Genomic DNA, 15,893 nt, shown 5'->3' with positions numbered 1-15,893 from the left:
ATTTTATTAGCTGTGAATTGCGACTGATTTCACCTGCAATAACACTTGGTTGCCAACACGCAAACCCAAATTTGCTAATCCTCGTTTGGTTACTGCGACCATAAATTCGTGTTCGCCGACATTAGCTTTAACGATTGCTTGGCTAGGATGATCACCCTCATTGATTGCCACAATCTTAGCTTTGAACACGTTTTGAAAACTGGCGTCACCTGCAGAATTGGCCAAAGCTATATCTTTACTTAAAATCTGCACCCTTACTTCATCACCTATCGACATTTTGGTATTGGGTAACCATAGTTTTTGATCACTGATAGATAAACAAGCTAAATGCCATCTCTTATCAATCTCGATAATTTTCCCGGTCAAAACAGACGATATTTCTCCGTTTAACCTTAGTGGTAGTTTTTCGTTTGTAAGTGATGCCGACAGCGAATCGCTGGATACAACCCTGCCTTCGTGCATGACAACAACATGGTCTGCAAGCATTGCCACTTCTGGCGCAGCGTGAGTAACATACAGCATTGGGATGCTCAGTTGCCGTTTAATACGCTTAAGGTAAGGTAAGATCTCACGCTTTCGGTCATCGTCAAGTGATGCCAAAGGTTCATCAAACAACAAAATCTTGGGATTTAACGCCAATGCGCGAGCTATGCCAACACGCTGCGCTTCCCCACCTGATAAAGCTGCAGGTTTCTGCTCCAATAAGTGTTCAATACCCAACACTGCAATTGCTTCATCCAGGTTCTTCTTGCTTGCCTCAATGGCGCGTTTGATACCGTAATCTAGATTGTCTTTCACACTGAGATGACTGAATAGGCTTGGCTCCTGAAAGACATACCCAACGTCTCTCTTATGTGGCTTCAGCTTTATACTCTTACTTTCCCAAACTTCATTAGCGATGGAGCAATGTCCGGTTGCCTCGTTTTCTAAGCCAGCGACACAGCGTAGTAGTGTCGTCTTACCGCAACCAGAATGCCCATAAAGCACGCTGATGCCAGTATCAGGAAGTTTTAGATCTACATTCAGATTAAAGCGCCCTTTGGATAGTCTGTAAGCCAATTTCACGATTACTTACTCTTCACAAGAGCGACTGCAAAGCTCCGTCGCCGGATCCATTGCAGCAGCGTTAACGTCAAAAATGAGAAGACAAGCATGATCACTGACAGCGTGTGTGCAGCGCCATAATTCATACTTTCTACATGGTCATAGATTTGAATTGAGACGACTTGTGTTTCACCCGGAATGTTTCCGCCAATCATCAAAATAACGCCAAATTCACCAACCGTATGAGCAAAGGTCAAAACAATAGCGGTAAGGATACCGCTTTTTGATAGCGGCAATACGACGGAAAAGAAAGCATCGATAGGTGACGCTCTCAAGGTAGAAGCGACTTCTAGTGTTCGATTTGGAATTGCCTCAAAAGCAGACACAAGGGGCTGTATGGTAAAAGGTAAGGAATAAATAATTGAGGCTATAACCAAGCCCGTAAACGTGAAGGGGAATAAACCAATACTCAACTGCGTTGTTATTTTCCCAACAGGCCCATCTGGGCCAAGCATTAATAATAAGTAAAAGCCCAACACCGTAGGTGGCAAGATGAGTGGCATGGCTACCAGGGTAGTTAAAAGACTTGTGAGTTTGGAGTGAGTTCTAGCCAACCACCAGGAAAATGGAATTCCGAAAAATAACAGGATAATGGTTACCGTGCTCGCCAGCTTCAGGGTCAGAAGCAAAGCTTGCAAGTCACCCGCCGAAAGCACTTATAGTCTCCTGATTGGGTGTTTCAAATCCATACTGTGTCAGTAGCCTTACGACTTCTCCACTTTGCATAAAAGCATGAAATAACCATGCTGCAGGTTTTTCTCCACCGCGTTGGGTAATAATAAAACCTTGAAGTAGCGGAGAGTGCAGTGTTTCTGGTATCAACAGGTAGGATGCATTTGAAGAGTTTGACGCAGACTTGACCAACGACAACGCAACGATACCCGCATCGACATGTCGATTAACGATAAATTGAGTAGTATGAGAAACGCTATCACCATAGATGATTTTTGACGTAAGTTGAGTCCACAATCCAGCTTGTTCTAGTGCCTCTTTGGCTTTCATGCCATAAGGTGCATGTCTTGGATTAGCAATTGCAATTCTCTCAAAGTCAGCGTGAAGCAAAGAGGCAAGTTGGCTATTGGACATATCGTTTTTATGACTCAGCAATACCAATCTACCCTTGGCGTAGGGGACAACGTCCGACGATGAATAGCCCAACGATCTTAGCTGCTGTGGAAAACTAATATCCGCTGAGAAATATAGGTCATATGGCGCGCCATTGCGGATCTGCGTACGAAACTTGCCAGACGAACCAAACGAAGTTTTAACTGTTATGTCCGGATTTGCTGATTCGAATAAACTTACGATGTCTTTCATCGCAAATTTAAGATCTGACGCTGCCGCTATTAACAACTCATCAGCATTCACGACCGAATGAACAAACAGGGTTATCGAGAACAAGATTAGCTTTAAACGCATGATGGTCTAACCATGGTAATACGGGAAAAGGCGCGATTGCTCGCACCTTTGTATCGATTATTGGAACTGCCTACGGATTGTAGAATTCGCCGTCTTTGCGTAAATAAAACCAGTAGTTGATCAATACACAGACGCCGTAAAACACTGCAAATCCAATCAACGCAACTTCCGGTGTGGTAGCCTGGATTTGCTCACCAATAACTTTGGGAATGTAAAAGGCACCATATGCAGCCACCGCTGACGTCCATCCAAGCACTGGGCCCGCTTGTTCTTTAGGGAATACTTGCGCGATGGTTCTGAACGTTGAACCATTACCAATACCGGTCGCTGCAAACAGTAGTAGGAACAACACGAAGAATGGCTTAAAGAACTCTTCTGGCGTGGCAGATTGATAGGCTTCTTGCATGTAATAGGCTGCACCGAGTGCACTACCAATCATAACGATAGAGCATATTTGTGTAACTAATGCACCGCCAATTTTGTCAGAAATCCAGCCACCCAATGGACGAATGAGTGCGCCAATGAATGGGCCCATCCAAGCATACATTAGAGCACTTGGGCCATTCGGGTTAATGGTATTGTGCGTCATCACCCCATCGACCATGACATGGCTATAGCCAAAGATAACTTTAATGGCTAGCGGGAATGATGCAGCGAAACCAATGAACGAACCAAACGTCATGGTGTAAATAACACTCATCACCCAGGTATGCTTGTTGTTAAAGATCTGATATTGACGAGTCAGACTCTCACCAATTGAACCTGGCAACATTTTCAAGATGACTACAGTGGCGGTAACCACCAGCACTAACACAACTTCCTTAGGCACACCGAATCCTGAACCGTTTGCGGTCTCAGGTAACATTAACCACAGGCCAAAAGCAGCCACAACCAGACCAATGCTGAGCATAACGGTTATTAGAGCAAAAGATGTCAAAGGATTGCCAATATTTGGAGAAACATCAGGCGTGCGAATGTTATTCATTCCAAACCATGTGAGGAAGAATAAGGGAACAAGTAATAGTAACCAGACAAAGCCCGCATTTGAAATATAGCTTTCGGTGCCTGCAGGAATTTTACCAATAAGCGTGCCTGATGCATTGATTAGCGTCATTGGGTCGCCGCTAAATGCACCAAAGGCCGCGAATGTCATAAACAGCGGCACAACGATTTGCATCGTGGTAACACCAAAGTTACCCAAACCAGCGTTCATACCCAGTGCCAAACCTTGCTGCTTTTTCGGAAAAAAGAAGCTGATATTAGACATTGATGACGCGAAGTTTCCGCCACCAAAACCGGATAATAATGCTAACAGCTGAAACTGCCATAACGGCGTATCAGGGTTTTGCAGTGCAAATCCCGCTCCAACAGCAGGTATCATCAGCAGTGCAGTGGTGAAGAAAATAGTATTTCTTCCACCGCATAATCGAATAAAGAAACTGCTAGGAATTCTCAGGGTTGCGCCGGTTAACCCAGCAATCGCCATTAATGTAAAAAGTTCAGCCTTAGCGAAAGGGAAGCCCAGATTCAGCATTTGGACGGTAATAATGCCCCAATAGAGCCATACAGCGAAGCCTGTCAGCAAGCTAGGGATCGATATCCAAAGGTTGCGATTCGCTATTTTCTTTCCTTCTTTTTCCCAGAAATCAGGGTCTTCTGGATCCCACTTGTGCAGATCAGACATAACGCTTACTCCAACATAGAATGACATTTATTTGGTCACACTATGGTTGACACACGCTGAGCTAACAATCTGCTTCAGTAGGTAGCCAGGCGAGGCATTGTGGGAACAAAATCCACGATTTCTAGAATATTGAGTGCTGAAAGTGGTACGGCTATCTTGTTGTATTCCCTATATTTAGAGGGTTTCAACGAATGTGTTTTACTACCTCTTAAGTGGTAGCTCGGTTACCTCCAGTAATTCAAGAGAAGTTCACTAGTTCGTGTATAGTTAAATTAAAAGAAAACTAAGCGTTTGTAAGGAGGCATACATGTTTGAAGACAAACCCGCCACCATCATGATGGTCGACGACCATCCTTTATTGCGTAAAGGACTAAACCAACTCATCGAATTTGAAGATGATTTAGCAGTTGTTGGAGAAGCGAGTTCAGGAAAAGAAGCCATCGAAATGGCGGTGCAGTTGGAGCCTGACCTGATCACGCTGGACTTGAACATGCAAGGGATGGATGGACTCGAAACGCTTAAACATCTTCGAGATAAAGGTGTTGATTCGCGTATAATCATGTTGACCGTATCTGACAACGATGAAGATGTTGTTGAAGCAGTGCGTTCAGGTGCAGATGGTTATCTGTTAAAAGACATGGATCCCGAAGACATCGTCGACAAGCTGCGCGAAGCCGCACTTGGCAAAATGGTAATGAGCGCAAAGCTGACTGAGGTACTGGCGACTGCATTAAGAAAACCTGAAAGAGCCGGAAGTCGTGCATTAGCCAGCCTGACAAGTCGAGAACTGGAGATCCTCAAACTTATCGCCAAAGGCATGAGCAATAAACTTATCGCACGAGAACTGGATATTTCAGATGGCACAGTAAAAGTTCACGTGAAGCACTTTTTAAAAAAACTGAATCTGCGTTCTCGCGTTGAGGCTGCAGTTTGGATGGTGAACCATCAAAAAGGAGCATAGCGATGGGTTGTGGATGCGACGCAAAAGGCCTTATGCCAGTAGAACAAGCAAAACAGATCATCTGGGACACTATCACGCCGATTAACGATATAGAGCTATGCAATCTTGATTCAGCATTGGATAGAGTGCTGGCAGAAGACGTGATTTCGCCAATCAATGTTCCAGGCTTCGATAATTCTGCAATGGATGGCTATGCCATTCGCCATCAGGATCTGTCTTCTGACAAGACTTTCAATTTGGTCGGCAAAAGCTTTGCTGGTAACCCATTCAACGGCGAGCTAGACAAGCATCAGTGCGTGCGAATTATGACCGGCGCACAAATCCCGTCAGGTGCGGATGCGGTGGTAATGCAAGAAAACACCATTGCTAACAACGATAAAATCACGATCACTCATGCTGTAAAACTAGGTGAAGCGATTCGTATTGCAGGCGGTGACATCGCAAAAAAATCCGTCGTGTTGTCAAAAGGGAAGAGATTGACTGCTATTGATGTTGGCCTCCTCGCGTCTATCGGTATTAACAATGTATCAGTTTTCCGCAAACTCAAAGTGGCACTGTTTTCAACCGGTGATGAGCTACTACAACCAGGAGACACACCCCAACAAGGCAAAATCTTTGATAGCAATAGGCCCATGCTTCGCGCGATGTTAAAGCGTCTTGGCGCTGAGGTTCTGGACTTAGGTGTGATAGAAGATGATCCGGATAAAATCCGAGATGCCTTTACGCAAGCCGATGCAAATGCAGATTGTGTTATCACTTCAGGTGGTGTTTCTGTAGGTGAAGCTGACTATACACGCGAAATTCTCGAGGAGATTGGTACGGTAGACTTTTGGAAGTTAGCGATAAAACCTGGCAAACCACTCGCGTTCGGCAGATTGGATAACAGTTTATTTTTTGGTCTTCCAGGCAATCCAGTATCAGCAGTAGTCACCTTTGACCAAATTGCCGCCCCCTCCCTATCACTTTTAGCAGGCTGTACACCAGAAAGTAAAATTGCCGTTAAAGCCATTGCAAAGAATAAGTTTAGGAAAAAACCCGGACGAACTGACTATCAACGTGCAATCTGTTATCGCGATGACAATGGTCAACTGATAGTCGACACTGGTGGCTCACAAAGCTCAGGAGTTCTTTCCTGTTTTACTACAAGCAATTGTTACGCAGTACTTGAGAATAGTCGCGGTATGGTAGAGCCGGGAGAAACGGTGAATGTGCAGTGGTTTGATTCAGTGTTGAGATAAACTGGCGATGCGAACACAGCTGACCCAGTCGATATATATACTCACAGGTTTACTGGCCTGTATTTGCGGCGTCGTCGGGATAGTATTGCCTTTAGTGCCAACTACGCCCTTCCTCCTTTTATCTGCGTTTTGCTTTTCTAAAAGTTCGAACACGCTGCATCAGTGGCTACTATCGCAGCCAGCGCTTGGAAGCGTGATAAACGATTGGGAAGAATCCGGTGTGATTGCACATAAAACCAAGGTCGTTGCTAGTGCTTGCATGATGGCAATGATAACCGTTGCATTACTAGTTGGTGAATATACTTATTGGATAATCGCTTTAGTAGTTGCCATATCCTTGTTGGTTTTAGTCTTTATATGGAGCAGACCCAGTCGAGGTTGACGTTATTATATGTATGGTTATTTGATACTTGCTCATATTTTAGGAGCGACTATATGGACAGGTGGCCATATTGTATTGTCTCTTGCTGTTTTACCCAGAGTGCTGAAAGAGAAATCCCCTGAACGTTTGCTGGACTTTGAATCGGCATTCGAGCGTGTTGGTAAACCAGCCATGCTAGTCCAGATCATTACTGGTTTACTGTTGGCGCATCGACTACTGCCCGATTTTTATCTATGGCTGGACTGGGCCAATCCTATATCGAGAGTGATTGGTATAAAACTCACATTACTTGCGTTAACGATACTATTAGCCGCTGACGCTAAGCTCAGGGTCTTGCCAAAATTATCGCAGCAAAATTTATGGGATATGGCAGCCCATATAATTGCTGTTACCCTGCTTTCTATCCTCTTCGTAATAGTCGGCGTATCTTTCAAGACTGGTTGGTTGTATTAGCCCAGCGATCCATTGCCTCTTGATCAGACGACTTACTAGCAACCCACTTCATACCTTCTGACGTCCCCTCTTGTTTCCATAAAGGTGCGCTGGTTTTAAGGTAATCAATAATAAATTCACATGCCTCAAAAGCACTTTTGCGGTGCTTTGATGTCACGCCCACAAACACAATTTGCTCCTGTGGCCCAATTGTACCTACTCTGTGAATCACTCTTATTTGCCCTAACTGCCAGCGTTTTCGCGCTTCGCTGCATATTCGCATGAGAGATTTTTCGGTCATCCCAGGATAATGCTCTATGTGAATACCCGAAACAGAACCCTGGACGTTGAAATCCCTTACTAACCCTGTAAAAGTGACTACAGCTCCATCGCCGTCAGCCTCTTCCTTAAGGGCCTGGTATTGTTCACAGTGATCAAAATCGTCACGTTGAACGCTAATCATAGTTAACCTCCCGTCACCGGTGGGAAAAACGCTATTTCATCGCCATCATTAATTTTTGCGTCTTTTCCGCAAAGGGTTTGATTCACCGCACACAGAACGTCTCTTTCTTCGAGCAAACGCCAGTTTGCTCCGCGTTCGACCAGCTCATGTGCGACATCGGCTACAGTGTTTTCACCGGCATATTCAAGATTTAAAGAGGATGTACCTATGCTTTCACGAAGACTTGCGAAAAATTTAATCTGTATCATGCTGAACGCCTCCACAGTCCAGTTTTACCACCGCTTTTTTCAGTGACTTTCAAGCCATGAATAACCATTTCTGGATCAACAGCTTTACACATATCAAAAAGCGTCAGCGCTGCTATCGAGACACCAGTAAGCGCCTCCATTTCAACGCCAGTATTGCCATTTAATTTGCATTGACAGGTTATCTTTATTTGCCTGGATAACTCATCAGTTTCAAAATCTATGTTGACTTTACTGAGCAAAAGCGGATGACATAGCGGCACCAGATTGGCACATTGTTTTGCCGCTTGTATGCCTGCTACTCTTGCGACACTAAAGACATCACCTTTGGCGAGCTGGTTTTGTATTATCTGCTCAAGTGCAATGTCAGAAACACTGACGTAGGCCTCTGCTGTTGCCATGCGCGTCGATGCCGCTTTTTCGCTAACATCGACCATGTTCGCTTTGCCATGATTATCAATATGGCTTAGCACGGAACGGGTTGACTGAGTCATACCGCTCTGCTCGCGCATCGAAGTGTTTCATTGGTTTGCAAATGCGGCACGAAGTTACAGGGGCCATGGGCACCATTTAATTGCGCTTCAATGACACCAGTCCAAGCAGTCTTGCAAGCATTGGTAGACCCAGGCAGGCAAAAAATAACAGTGTTGTTTGCCAATCCGGATATAGCCCTTGATTGGATCGTTGAGGTACCTATTTCCTTAAACGACAAATATCGAAACAACTCACCGAATCCCTCAACTTCTTTGTCAAATAAGGGTTTTACCGCTTCGGGTGTGGAATCTCTCGACGTGAATCCGGTACCTCCAGTTACAATTACGGCTTGTATCGCTGTATCCGCGATATAAGCTGAAACGCATGCTCGAATAAGATAAATGTCATCTATAACAATCTCTCGCTTAATCACCTGATGCCCCGATTCAGTTGCATTCACTGCGAGATACTCCCCAGAGGTATCTGTGCTTCTATCGCGCGTATCAGATACTGTTAGTACGGCGATACCAAGTGATTCAAATTGTTTGTTAGCATGTCCCATGACGCACCTCAGTTGGTACAGAACACTCGGATGTTTCGAAATGTTGCATCGCAAAACGCCATTGTTCTGGTGTGTTTGAATTGAAAAGGGGTGACTGCTGACGCAGTTGCAGCTTCATTAAAGGGAAATGCGTGCAAAAGCGGTCAACAGAAAAACTGTTTGTACACCGCAGTGTGTAATCCAGGGTTTGGCGGGTCGTCTCGGTGTTACGTAGGTAAAGTGGCAAACTATGTTCACCAAATCTGACATTGCTCGAAAACTTTTTGCCGCTATCTATCATGCGTTGTATTGTGGAAACATCCATTAGCGGCAGATCGATCGGCAGTATCAATAAGTTTTTGTCAGGAAAGCGCATAGCAGCACTGTGGATCCCAGATAAGGGCCCCTTGCCTGGATACAAGTCTGAAAAATGCCCTGCTTTGCCATCATTACGACTAATAACAACTTTACTCACCGATGTTTCAAGTAACAGCTGGTAAGTTCTGCTCAACATGGTTGATTGCTCGATCGTTAGCAATGCCTTGTCTTGCCCCATTCGGCTAGAAGCACCGCCTGCTAAAATGACGCCAATTGTGTTCATGTTACCCTCCTAGCATAGCCAGTTGCTTCGTTGCACCGGTAAATCCTTGATGCAGAAAATGCTGACTGTGTTTTTGTTGAAGATGAGAAACAATAGCCCGCTGTGCACCGTATACATCGCCTACCGACAGAAACGAACGAATACTGACCCCTTGTTCTGCAAACAGGCAAAGATGCAATTTGCCTTGAGCGGAAACACGCAAGCGATTACACGATTCACAGAAATCTTTGCTGTAAGGCATAATGAGACCGATGTTTCCCGCAAATTCGGGGTGCATGAATTCCTGTGCAGGCCCGGCATCGGTTTCTCGAATGATGCGCTGCCACCCTTGTTCTAGAAGTCGATCTTTGATCGTTTGCCCGGCGACATGGTTTTTATCAAAAAAGCTTTTGTTGTCTCCGGTCTGCATAAGCTCAATGAACCGCCAGGTAACCTTGTGGGAACGCAAATAGTCAAAAAATGCATCTAACTCTTTGTAGTTGAATTGCTTGAGCATGACCGTGTTTAGCTTAATGTTGCTTATGCCTAACTGAGCTGCTCGTTCAACACCCAACAGTATTTCTTCCAACTTTTGTTTGCCAGTGATTGCTGCAAACATGCGTGGGTCTAGGCTATCGGCACTGACATTTATCGCATCAAGACCAGCCTGCTTATACCTTTCGATATCCTGATTGAGTTTGAACCCGTTTGTTGTTAGGGCGACTTTTTTAATGCCGTCGACTTTCTTGCAGGTTTCGATGATTTCACACAAATCTTTACGCAGTGCCGGCTCGCCGCCAGTAATGCGCACTTTGGTTGTACCCAGGCCAGCAAACGCTTTCACCAAGGTTTGAATTTCGTTTACGGACAAACCGCGTTTGGGTGTGTTGCAGTCGTTGCCATCCGGAAGACAGTAGTTGCAGCGGAAGTTGCATAGTTCAGTTACTGAGAGTCTCAGATAATTGAATCTTCTTCCGAATGAGTCTTGTAAGTTCATCTAACACCTTTCCAAATGTCGAGCGTTACAGCTCGTGGGCGGCAGGTTGATTTCTCTGACTACCGGGCAACTTCTCAGTTGCGGCTCCAGTACCATAGTTGTTAGCACCTTAGGCACTTGAGCTCGGAGTTTTTGTTACCCTAAGTTTGGCGTAAAAGTGTGGTTTTTGTTATTGCGCTGAAGGAATACTCACAAGGGGGTATAAAAAAGCCGACCCATATTGAGTCGGCAAATAACGCGTGGAGGACGTTATGGAAGCTATGAGCAAATCCCTAGAAAGTGAAAGTCATCATTGCCCAGAGTTTATTGGTATCAACTGCGAAATCATCGGCACTGTAGTTTGCATAACGCAGTAAGAAGTTGGTGTTTTTGTATACTGGATAGGTGGCATTGAAATTAAATTCATTACCATAGTCTACTGACTCTACATCTGATTCAAACTGGTGCCATACACCCAATAGTTTCAGTTTACCAATGCTGCCAGACGCTTTAATGTATAGATCATTAATCCCTTGTCCTGGCGTGGCAAGAAACTTGTCAGCGAACCCCTGAAACTTGTGCAGAGTAGCTAAAGGCGTTGTGAATCCTTTGCCATTATCGCTGCCAAGTGATTCGTAACCTATACCCAAATTCACTGCTGACAATTTAGTGCTTAACTCTAACGCCAGGTAATCTGTGGAAAAGTCTGTTGGATTGTCACCAGTTTCGTTTTGACGCGCATAGGCAAAGTGAATGTTTACGGCGGAAATCTTGCCATCGTAACTCACACCAAGTGTGCGTGTTGCGATTGCGTTAGCGGTATCAAAGTCTAGTTCATATGCGAAACCCGCCATCTTGTGATCAGCATTGATTTTATACGTGACGTTCAGTAGATGTATATTGCCACCTAAATCTGAATTTGGGCTATCTGTACCAAAAATACGATTAACGTTGTGTATGTAGCTGTAGTCAACATTCAGGCCAGACTGATTGTCGTATCTTAGGCGATAACCATCATAGGTTTGCTCATTTTGACGCCAGCCCACACCACCCACGAATCTTTGGTCATTATGATTGATGCGCTGTCGACCAACTGTGAAATGCAGTGATTCAGTTTTGTACCCCACATAAGCTTGGTTGAAATCTGAACCAATAGGGTCGGCAACCACAGGATAGATGTCATTGCCATTGACAGTGCTATTGAAGTTTTCGTTGCCCAGTGCGGTAACATTATCGAACTCTAGTTGTGTGTAGAAGCCACCAAAATCGGCACTTTTGTAACTCAGTCGGGTGAGCAAGGTTGAAGCATTGGCCTCTTTGTCAATGTTATCCTGGTCAACACGCTCGTATCGATATCGTAGCTTAACGTCGGCCTCGCCATCAGCGATCGCTTGTTGAAAATCTGCGAAACCGTTCGCAAACGAAACATTTGGCATTATTAAACCCGCCGCACACATGCTGGCGATAGCCGTTGCTAATCGTGTTTTCATAGTATTCTCCTCACTAAATGCTGCTAGTTATTTTACGCCTCAACAGAAATAAAACCATTAAATATCAGATAGATACCTACACTTACTCGATATTTGAAAATTGAGGTACACCGACTACCTCTTTTGGGGAATTGTTGGTCTTAGGCTTGAGTGGTAAAAAGACTTGCATCAAAGGTTGTGAGATGAACAATGAAAAAAGAGCTCACCACAAAACAAGCAATGCGATATAGCCGCCATGTCCTGCTTTCTGGCTTTGACCTGGATAAACAGGAGATCCTGATAAACAGTAAGGTCTTGATTCTAGGCGTTGGCGGGTTGGGTTGTGCTGTTTGCCAGTATTTAGCCGCAAGTGGCGTAGGCGCATTAACGCTGGTTGACGACGATAATGTTGAATTGACCAACCTTCAGCGACAAGTGCTGCATTTAGAAAAGAATATCGGGAAACCGAAAGTTCGCTCAGCAGAACATTTATTAATGCAAATCAACAGCGAAATAAGCATCAAAACGGTTAATCAAAGACTCTCTTCAAATGAACTGCAGATATTAGTTGCAGAGCATGACTTGGTCGTAGACTGTACAGACAACCTGAGCAGTAGAAATCAAATCAATTTAGTGTGCTATCAGTCGAATACACCTTTGGTGTCAGGTGCGGCGATTCGCATGGAAGGTCAACTATTTAACGTTCTGCCTGACAAGAAAAGTGCCTGTTATGCCTGTTACAGCCATTATTTTGGGGAACAAAATCTCAGTTGTGTTGAATCCGGAGTAATGTCGCCATTAGTAGGAATTATCGGCACCAGCCAAGCGCTTGAGGCCATCAAGATCCTTACTCATTATGGAGAGCCTTTTTACGATCAGCTCAAGCTTTTTGATGCAATGGAGCACAGTTGGCGTACCGTGAATGTAGTTCCACACCAAGACTGCAAAGTTTGCGGACATACTAGGTAAGGTCAGAAACCAATGGATTACATACTATTAAAACAAGCACACATTGTGTTAGCAGTAACTACGCTATTCAGCTTCATCATTCGTGGTTACTGGATGATCACTGATTCAAGCTTGCTGCAGCACAAATGGGTGAAAACTATCCCCCACATTATTGATACGCTTTTACTCAGTTCCGCTATAGCCCTGATGATAATGGCTGGCTTCTATCCATGGGTTTTCGACTGGGTAGCCGCAAAAATACTGTTGCTCCTGTTGTACATTGTGTTCGGAACGATTGCATTAAAGCGCGGTAAAACGAAATCGCAACGGATTCTAGCGTTTATTGCCGCGTTAATATGCATTGGTCTGATTTTTAAATCTGCACTCAGCAAATTTATGCTTTAACACAGTTACCCTGGCCTGCCGTCTACTCTGGGTGCCGACAGTACAGGCAAGTATTTGAAGAAAAACAAACCGAATGCTAAACACCACAGACAACCTGCAAATACCCATAATTGGATTGTCCACTGTGGCCATATCGCTACTGCAATAGACCGCACTATCGCACTGATCACTACGGCAATAAAAGCGACGCTCATTAGCTTTCCAACTTGTAACATCCTGCCGGTATGCCCAAGTGAAACACGAGACATCATGGCCAAAATCATACCCCCAATGACGCCAACGGTTAAACTGTGGATTGCAGTGCTTAATGTAATGCTCGCGCCAAAGAAATGCAGGCTTAGCAATAAAAGCCCAATTGGAATGAACAGCATAGTAAAATGCAAAGACCACACTAATGGCACATTTAACGTGACCCAGATGCGCCACCTCCACTGGCGTATTGTATGAATCACGGCTGCTGTCAGGCAGACAATGCCCGTCAACATCGCAATATCAGCAACATCTTTGAGCAGCAATAAAACCAACACAACCACTAGGCTGGCTAAGGCTGACATTTCCAACCACATTATAGGTAATACTTTGGTCGTTTTTGTGCCATTTGCGGTAAACATCGGAATGACTCTGCCGCCTAAAAAAGCCACAAGAAAGGTGACTAACAACGTCATACCCTGCATACCGCGTGACTGCCAGGCTGCATCAAAACCTAAGCTAGGTAAATAAGTGAAGAGGTTCATCACTGACATGAGTACTAGCACGGGAATAAAAATCAGATTTCGGTACTGGCGTATCCTGACCACCCGTTGACCAACAAAAAATGCTGTTAACGGTAGAAACATCAAATCGGCAATCATTGCCAATGGCAGCATCGACGTCGAACCAGATAAAATCAACAACCGCGCAAAGCCCCACAGGGAGAGCAGAAGCAGTAGTTGTCCTCCTTTGATACTTGGGATATTCGTCCAGGTTTGAACTGCGGTGAGCAAAAAACCTGCGATTATCGCTGCCGTGAAGCCAAACAGCATTTCATGGCTATGCCACCAAAGCATACCGTTAAGTGGCTCGATTGAAACAACCCCCTTTAAAGTCAGCAGCCACAACGCCATGGATAAGGTTGCGAAAAGACTGCCAAATAAAAAAAATGGCCGAAACCCTAAACGAAGCAATGGTGTAGTTTTTTGCTCCTGTTGATTGTCCACGATGTTTAACACGGCTATTAATCCTGTTCGAGAAAATTATGTTGCTGGGCTTCTAACACTCGGCTTTTATAGCGTTCGCGCTTTATAGCTAAATGCATTAACAGCATACAAACCGCCAACACGCCGTAGAGGAGCATAAAACACGCACTGTAGACACCGGCAATGTCGACCGCCAGCCCAAAAAGAATAGGGAGCGTGCAACCGCCCAATGCGCCAAGCATGGCTACCATGCCACCGACACTGCCCATTTGTTCTGGATAGTAGTCGTTGATGATTTTATATACGCTTGCGCGACCAAACCCTTGTGCTAATCCAATCAACAAGAGCAAAACAGTAAACACCCAAACATTGAGTTCAATGTAAAGTTCAACATCTCTGTCTACGCCATGGATTGTCATGGTCGTTGGTGGATAACTCAAAAAGAAAAGGCAAACAAGACAAATCCAGAACACTCCCCAGTTGACATTCCTTGCCCCGAAACGGTCGGCAAACCATCCTCCGGCAGCGCGCGCCATGCTTGAGCTGATCACGAACAATAAAGTCAGCGCCATGGCTTGATTAAAAGGCAAAGCGTAAGCATTCACATAGTACTGAGGGAGCCACAGCAACAACGCTAAAAAACTGCCAAAAACAAAGTAGTAGTACAGACCAAATCGCCAGACCCGTGCGTGAGCCAAAGGCTTAACAAAAAACGCCAGCGGCTTCTGTTTATTCTGCTGTTTGAATTTCGGCGGTGATGGAGCAGCTAACCAAAATGCAAAACAGGTGATCAAAACCATCGCACTATAGGATGGCCCAATGGTATTCCAACTCCAAACATCGCGTATATAGGGCACAATAATAAGGCTTAATGCTGCTCCAGCGTTACCTGCACCGAATACTCCCATTGCCGTACCTTGCTCTTTACTGTCAAACCAATCCGTGAGATAGCGAATACCGATGCTAAAAGAGACACCTGAGATTCCAATCAGTAACCCAACGATCACGTAGCCAGAAAAACTATCGATACTGGGTAACAAAACTAAAGGTGGCACGGTAATGAGCATCTGCAGGATCAGTATCATCTTTGGCGAGTATCGCTCACACAAAATACCCGCGGGCAACCTTAACAAGGCGCCTGTGATGATGGGTGCCGAAAGCAGAATACCAACCTGAGTACTGGATAATTCAAGCACCTGCTTCAATTCAACGCTCATTACTGCATAAAGCGTCCAAACTGAGAAGTTGATAGCAAACACGAGCGTTGCCAATACTAAAGCTCGCGTTGCTTGCCTAGAGTGTGAAGCCGTCAAAAACCTACCCGATTAAACTAAAACCAGTATTCACTATAGCGTTCACAAGTCGGCAACTCTATAAACGGGTACGTTTGTACAACT

General features: G+C 44.8%; 19 protein-coding genes and 1 riboswitch. Of the genes, 6 read left to right on the top strand and 13 right to left on the bottom strand.

Annotated features, from left to right (window positions below; genetic code table 11):
* Positions 1 to 6 precede the first annotated feature (6 nt).
* The 4 genes from modC to QTP81_RS16195 form a co-directional block, all read right to left on the bottom strand.
* On the bottom strand, positions 7 to 1,065 hold the full coding sequence (modC, locus tag QTP81_RS16210; RefSeq protein WP_289366918.1) for a molybdenum ABC transporter ATP-binding protein: 1,059 nt from the start codon (positions 1,063 to 1,065) through the stop codon (positions 7 to 9).
* Between the two features lie 2 nt (positions 1,066 to 1,067).
* Positions 1,068 to 1,760, bottom strand: coding sequence for a molybdate ABC transporter permease subunit (modB, locus tag QTP81_RS16205; RefSeq protein WP_289366917.1), 693 nt, complete (start codon positions 1,758 to 1,760; stop codon positions 1,068 to 1,070).
* A complete protein-coding gene (gene modA / locus QTP81_RS16200) occupies positions 1,744 to 2,523 on the bottom strand; it encodes a molybdate ABC transporter substrate-binding protein (protein WP_289366916.1) in 780 nt (259 codons plus the stop codon). Before modA ends, modB begins: the two co-directional genes overlap by 17 nt.
* 70 nt (positions 2,524 to 2,593) lie before the next feature.
* Entirely contained in the window at positions 2,594 to 4,207 is a 1,614-nt protein-coding gene (locus QTP81_RS16195) for an MFS transporter (RefSeq protein WP_289366915.1), read from the bottom strand.
* 307 nt (positions 4,208 to 4,514) lie between these two features.
* On the opposite strand from QTP81_RS16195, the gene narL reads away from it, so the two are divergent.
* From narL to QTP81_RS16180, 4 genes are read left to right on the top strand one after another with little or no spacing between them, the layout of a single operon-like run.
* Positions 4,515 to 5,168 (top strand): two-component system response regulator NarL, encoded by a 654-nt coding sequence (gene narL, locus QTP81_RS16190; protein ID WP_289366913.1) that lies wholly within the window; start codon positions 4,515 to 4,517, stop codon positions 5,166 to 5,168.
* A 2-nt stretch (positions 5,169 to 5,170) separates the two neighbouring features.
* Positions 5,171 to 6,406: a molybdopterin molybdotransferase MoeA gene (moeA, locus tag QTP81_RS16185; RefSeq protein WP_289366911.1), complete on the top strand. Its 1,236-nt coding sequence runs from the start codon at positions 5,171 to 5,173 to the stop codon at positions 6,404 to 6,406.
* A gap of 7 nt (positions 6,407 to 6,413) precedes the next feature.
* Positions 6,414 to 6,788, top strand: a complete 375-nt coding sequence (locus tag QTP81_RS17195; protein ID WP_353059729.1) for a YbaN family protein — start codon at positions 6,414 to 6,416, stop codon at positions 6,786 to 6,788.
* A 9-nt stretch (positions 6,789 to 6,797) separates the two neighbouring features.
* Positions 6,798 to 7,241, top strand: coding sequence for a CopD family protein (locus QTP81_RS16180; RefSeq protein WP_289366908.1), 444 nt, complete (start codon positions 6,798 to 6,800; stop codon positions 7,239 to 7,241).
* Here the strand turns inward: QTP81_RS16180 and moaE are convergent.
* The 7 genes from moaE to QTP81_RS16145 form a co-directional block, all read right to left on the bottom strand.
* Positions 7,219 to 7,683, bottom strand: coding sequence for a molybdopterin synthase catalytic subunit MoaE (gene moaE / locus QTP81_RS16175; protein WP_289366906.1), 465 nt, complete (start codon positions 7,681 to 7,683; stop codon positions 7,219 to 7,221). The two genes, QTP81_RS16180 and moaE, sit on opposite strands and share 23 nt — an antisense overlap.
* 2 nt (positions 7,684 to 7,685) lie before the next feature.
* Positions 7,686 to 7,931, bottom strand: a complete 246-nt coding sequence (gene moaD, locus QTP81_RS16170; RefSeq protein WP_289366905.1) for a molybdopterin converting factor subunit 1 — start codon at positions 7,929 to 7,931, stop codon at positions 7,686 to 7,688.
* On the bottom strand, positions 7,928 to 8,422 hold the full coding sequence (gene moaC / locus QTP81_RS16165) for a cyclic pyranopterin monophosphate synthase MoaC (RefSeq protein ID WP_289366904.1): 495 nt from the start codon (positions 8,420 to 8,422) through the stop codon (positions 7,928 to 7,930). The genes moaD and moaC overlap by 4 nt, the downstream gene beginning before the upstream one ends.
* Positions 8,419 to 8,964, bottom strand: coding sequence for a molybdenum cofactor biosynthesis protein B (moaB, locus tag QTP81_RS16160; RefSeq protein WP_289366902.1), 546 nt, complete (start codon positions 8,962 to 8,964; stop codon positions 8,419 to 8,421). Before moaB ends, moaC begins: the two co-directional genes overlap by 4 nt.
* Positions 8,951 to 9,544: an NTP transferase domain-containing protein gene (locus QTP81_RS16155; protein ID WP_289366901.1), complete on the bottom strand. Its 594-nt coding sequence runs from the start codon at positions 9,542 to 9,544 to the stop codon at positions 8,951 to 8,953. Before QTP81_RS16155 ends, moaB begins: the two co-directional genes overlap by 14 nt.
* Position 9,545: 1 nt before the next feature.
* Positions 9,546 to 10,520: a GTP 3',8-cyclase MoaA gene (moaA, locus tag QTP81_RS16150; protein WP_289366900.1), complete on the bottom strand. Its 975-nt coding sequence runs from the start codon at positions 10,518 to 10,520 to the stop codon at positions 9,546 to 9,548.
* A riboswitch (molybdenum cofactor riboswitch) is annotated at positions 10,509 to 10,661 on the bottom strand. It overlaps the preceding gene by 12 nt.
* 131 nt (positions 10,662 to 10,792) lie before the next feature.
* On the bottom strand, positions 10,793 to 11,989 hold the full coding sequence (locus tag QTP81_RS16145) for an alginate export family protein (protein WP_289366899.1): 1,197 nt from the start codon (positions 11,987 to 11,989) through the stop codon (positions 10,793 to 10,795).
* A 189-nt stretch (positions 11,990 to 12,178) separates the two neighbouring features.
* On the opposite strand from QTP81_RS16145, the gene moeB reads away from it, so the two are divergent.
* Entirely contained in the window at positions 12,179 to 12,937 is a 759-nt protein-coding gene (gene moeB / locus QTP81_RS16140) for a molybdopterin-synthase adenylyltransferase MoeB (protein ID WP_289366898.1), read from the top strand.
* Between the two features lie 12 nt (positions 12,938 to 12,949).
* Positions 12,950 to 13,321, top strand: a complete 372-nt coding sequence (locus QTP81_RS16135) for a SirB2 family protein (protein ID WP_289366897.1) — start codon at positions 12,950 to 12,952, stop codon at positions 13,319 to 13,321.
* Between the two features lie 5 nt (positions 13,322 to 13,326).
* On the opposite strand, the gene QTP81_RS16130 is transcribed toward QTP81_RS16135, so the two are convergent.
* On the bottom strand, positions 13,327 to 14,529 hold the full coding sequence (locus QTP81_RS16130; protein ID WP_289366895.1) for an NnrS family protein: 1,203 nt from the start codon (positions 14,527 to 14,529) through the stop codon (positions 13,327 to 13,329).
* A gap of 5 nt (positions 14,530 to 14,534) precedes the next feature.
* Positions 14,535 to 15,809 (bottom strand): MFS transporter, encoded by a 1,275-nt coding sequence (locus QTP81_RS16125; protein ID WP_289366894.1) that lies wholly within the window; start codon positions 15,807 to 15,809, stop codon positions 14,535 to 14,537.
* Positions 15,810 to 15,893 lie beyond the last annotated feature (84 nt).

Origin of the sequence: Neoalteromonas arenosi (assembly GCF_030362855.1) — a bacterium.
Lineage (GTDB): Bacteria > Pseudomonadota > Gammaproteobacteria > Enterobacterales > Alteromonadaceae > Alteromonas_E > Alteromonas_E arenosi.
Note: the sequence above shows the minus strand (reverse complement) of the source record. Positions and strands in the feature narration are given on the sequence as shown.

Bases quoted from the DNA above. Each gene is read 5' to 3' on its own strand.
- QTP81_RS16180 (WP_289366908.1), top strand. From the start codon at position 6,798: ATGTATGGTTATTTGATACTTGCTCATATTTTAGGAGCGACTATATGG.
- modA (WP_289366916.1), bottom strand. From the start codon at position 2,523: ATGCGTTTAAAGCTAATCTTGTTCTCGATAACCCTGTTTGTTCATTCG.
- narL (WP_289366913.1), top strand. From the start codon at position 4,515: ATGTTTGAAGACAAACCCGCCACCATCATGATGGTCGACGACCATCCT.
- moaE (WP_289366906.1), bottom strand. From the start codon at position 7,683: ATGATTAGCGTTCAACGTGACGATTTTGATCACTGTGAACAATACCAG.
- moaA (WP_289366900.1), bottom strand. From the start codon at position 10,520: ATGAACTTACAAGACTCATTCGGAAGAAGATTCAATTATCTGAGACTC.
- moaC (WP_289366904.1), bottom strand. From the start codon at position 8,422: ATGACTCAGTCAACCCGTTCCGTGCTAAGCCATATTGATAATCATGGC.
- moaD (WP_289366905.1), bottom strand. From the start codon at position 7,931: ATGATACAGATTAAATTTTTCGCAAGTCTTCGTGAAAGCATAGGTACA.
- QTP81_RS16155 (WP_289366901.1), bottom strand. From the start codon at position 9,544: ATGAACACAATTGGCGTCATTTTAGCAGGCGGTGCTTCTAGCCGAATG.
- QTP81_RS16145 (WP_289366899.1), bottom strand. From the start codon at position 11,989: ATGAAAACACGATTAGCAACGGCTATCGCCAGCATGTGTGCGGCGGGT.
- QTP81_RS16135 (WP_289366897.1), top strand. From the start codon at position 12,950: ATGGATTACATACTATTAAAACAAGCACACATTGTGTTAGCAGTAACT.
- QTP81_RS16195 (WP_289366915.1), bottom strand. From the start codon at position 4,207: ATGTCTGATCTGCACAAGTGGGATCCAGAAGACCCTGATTTCTGGGAA.
- QTP81_RS17195 (WP_353059729.1), top strand. From the start codon at position 6,414: ATGCGAACACAGCTGACCCAGTCGATATATATACTCACAGGTTTACTG.
- moeB (WP_289366898.1), top strand. From the start codon at position 12,179: ATGAAAAAAGAGCTCACCACAAAACAAGCAATGCGATATAGCCGCCAT.
- moeA (WP_289366911.1), top strand. From the start codon at position 5,171: ATGGGTTGTGGATGCGACGCAAAAGGCCTTATGCCAGTAGAACAAGCA.
- moaB (WP_289366902.1), bottom strand. From the start codon at position 8,964: ATGGGACATGCTAACAAACAATTTGAATCACTTGGTATCGCCGTACTA.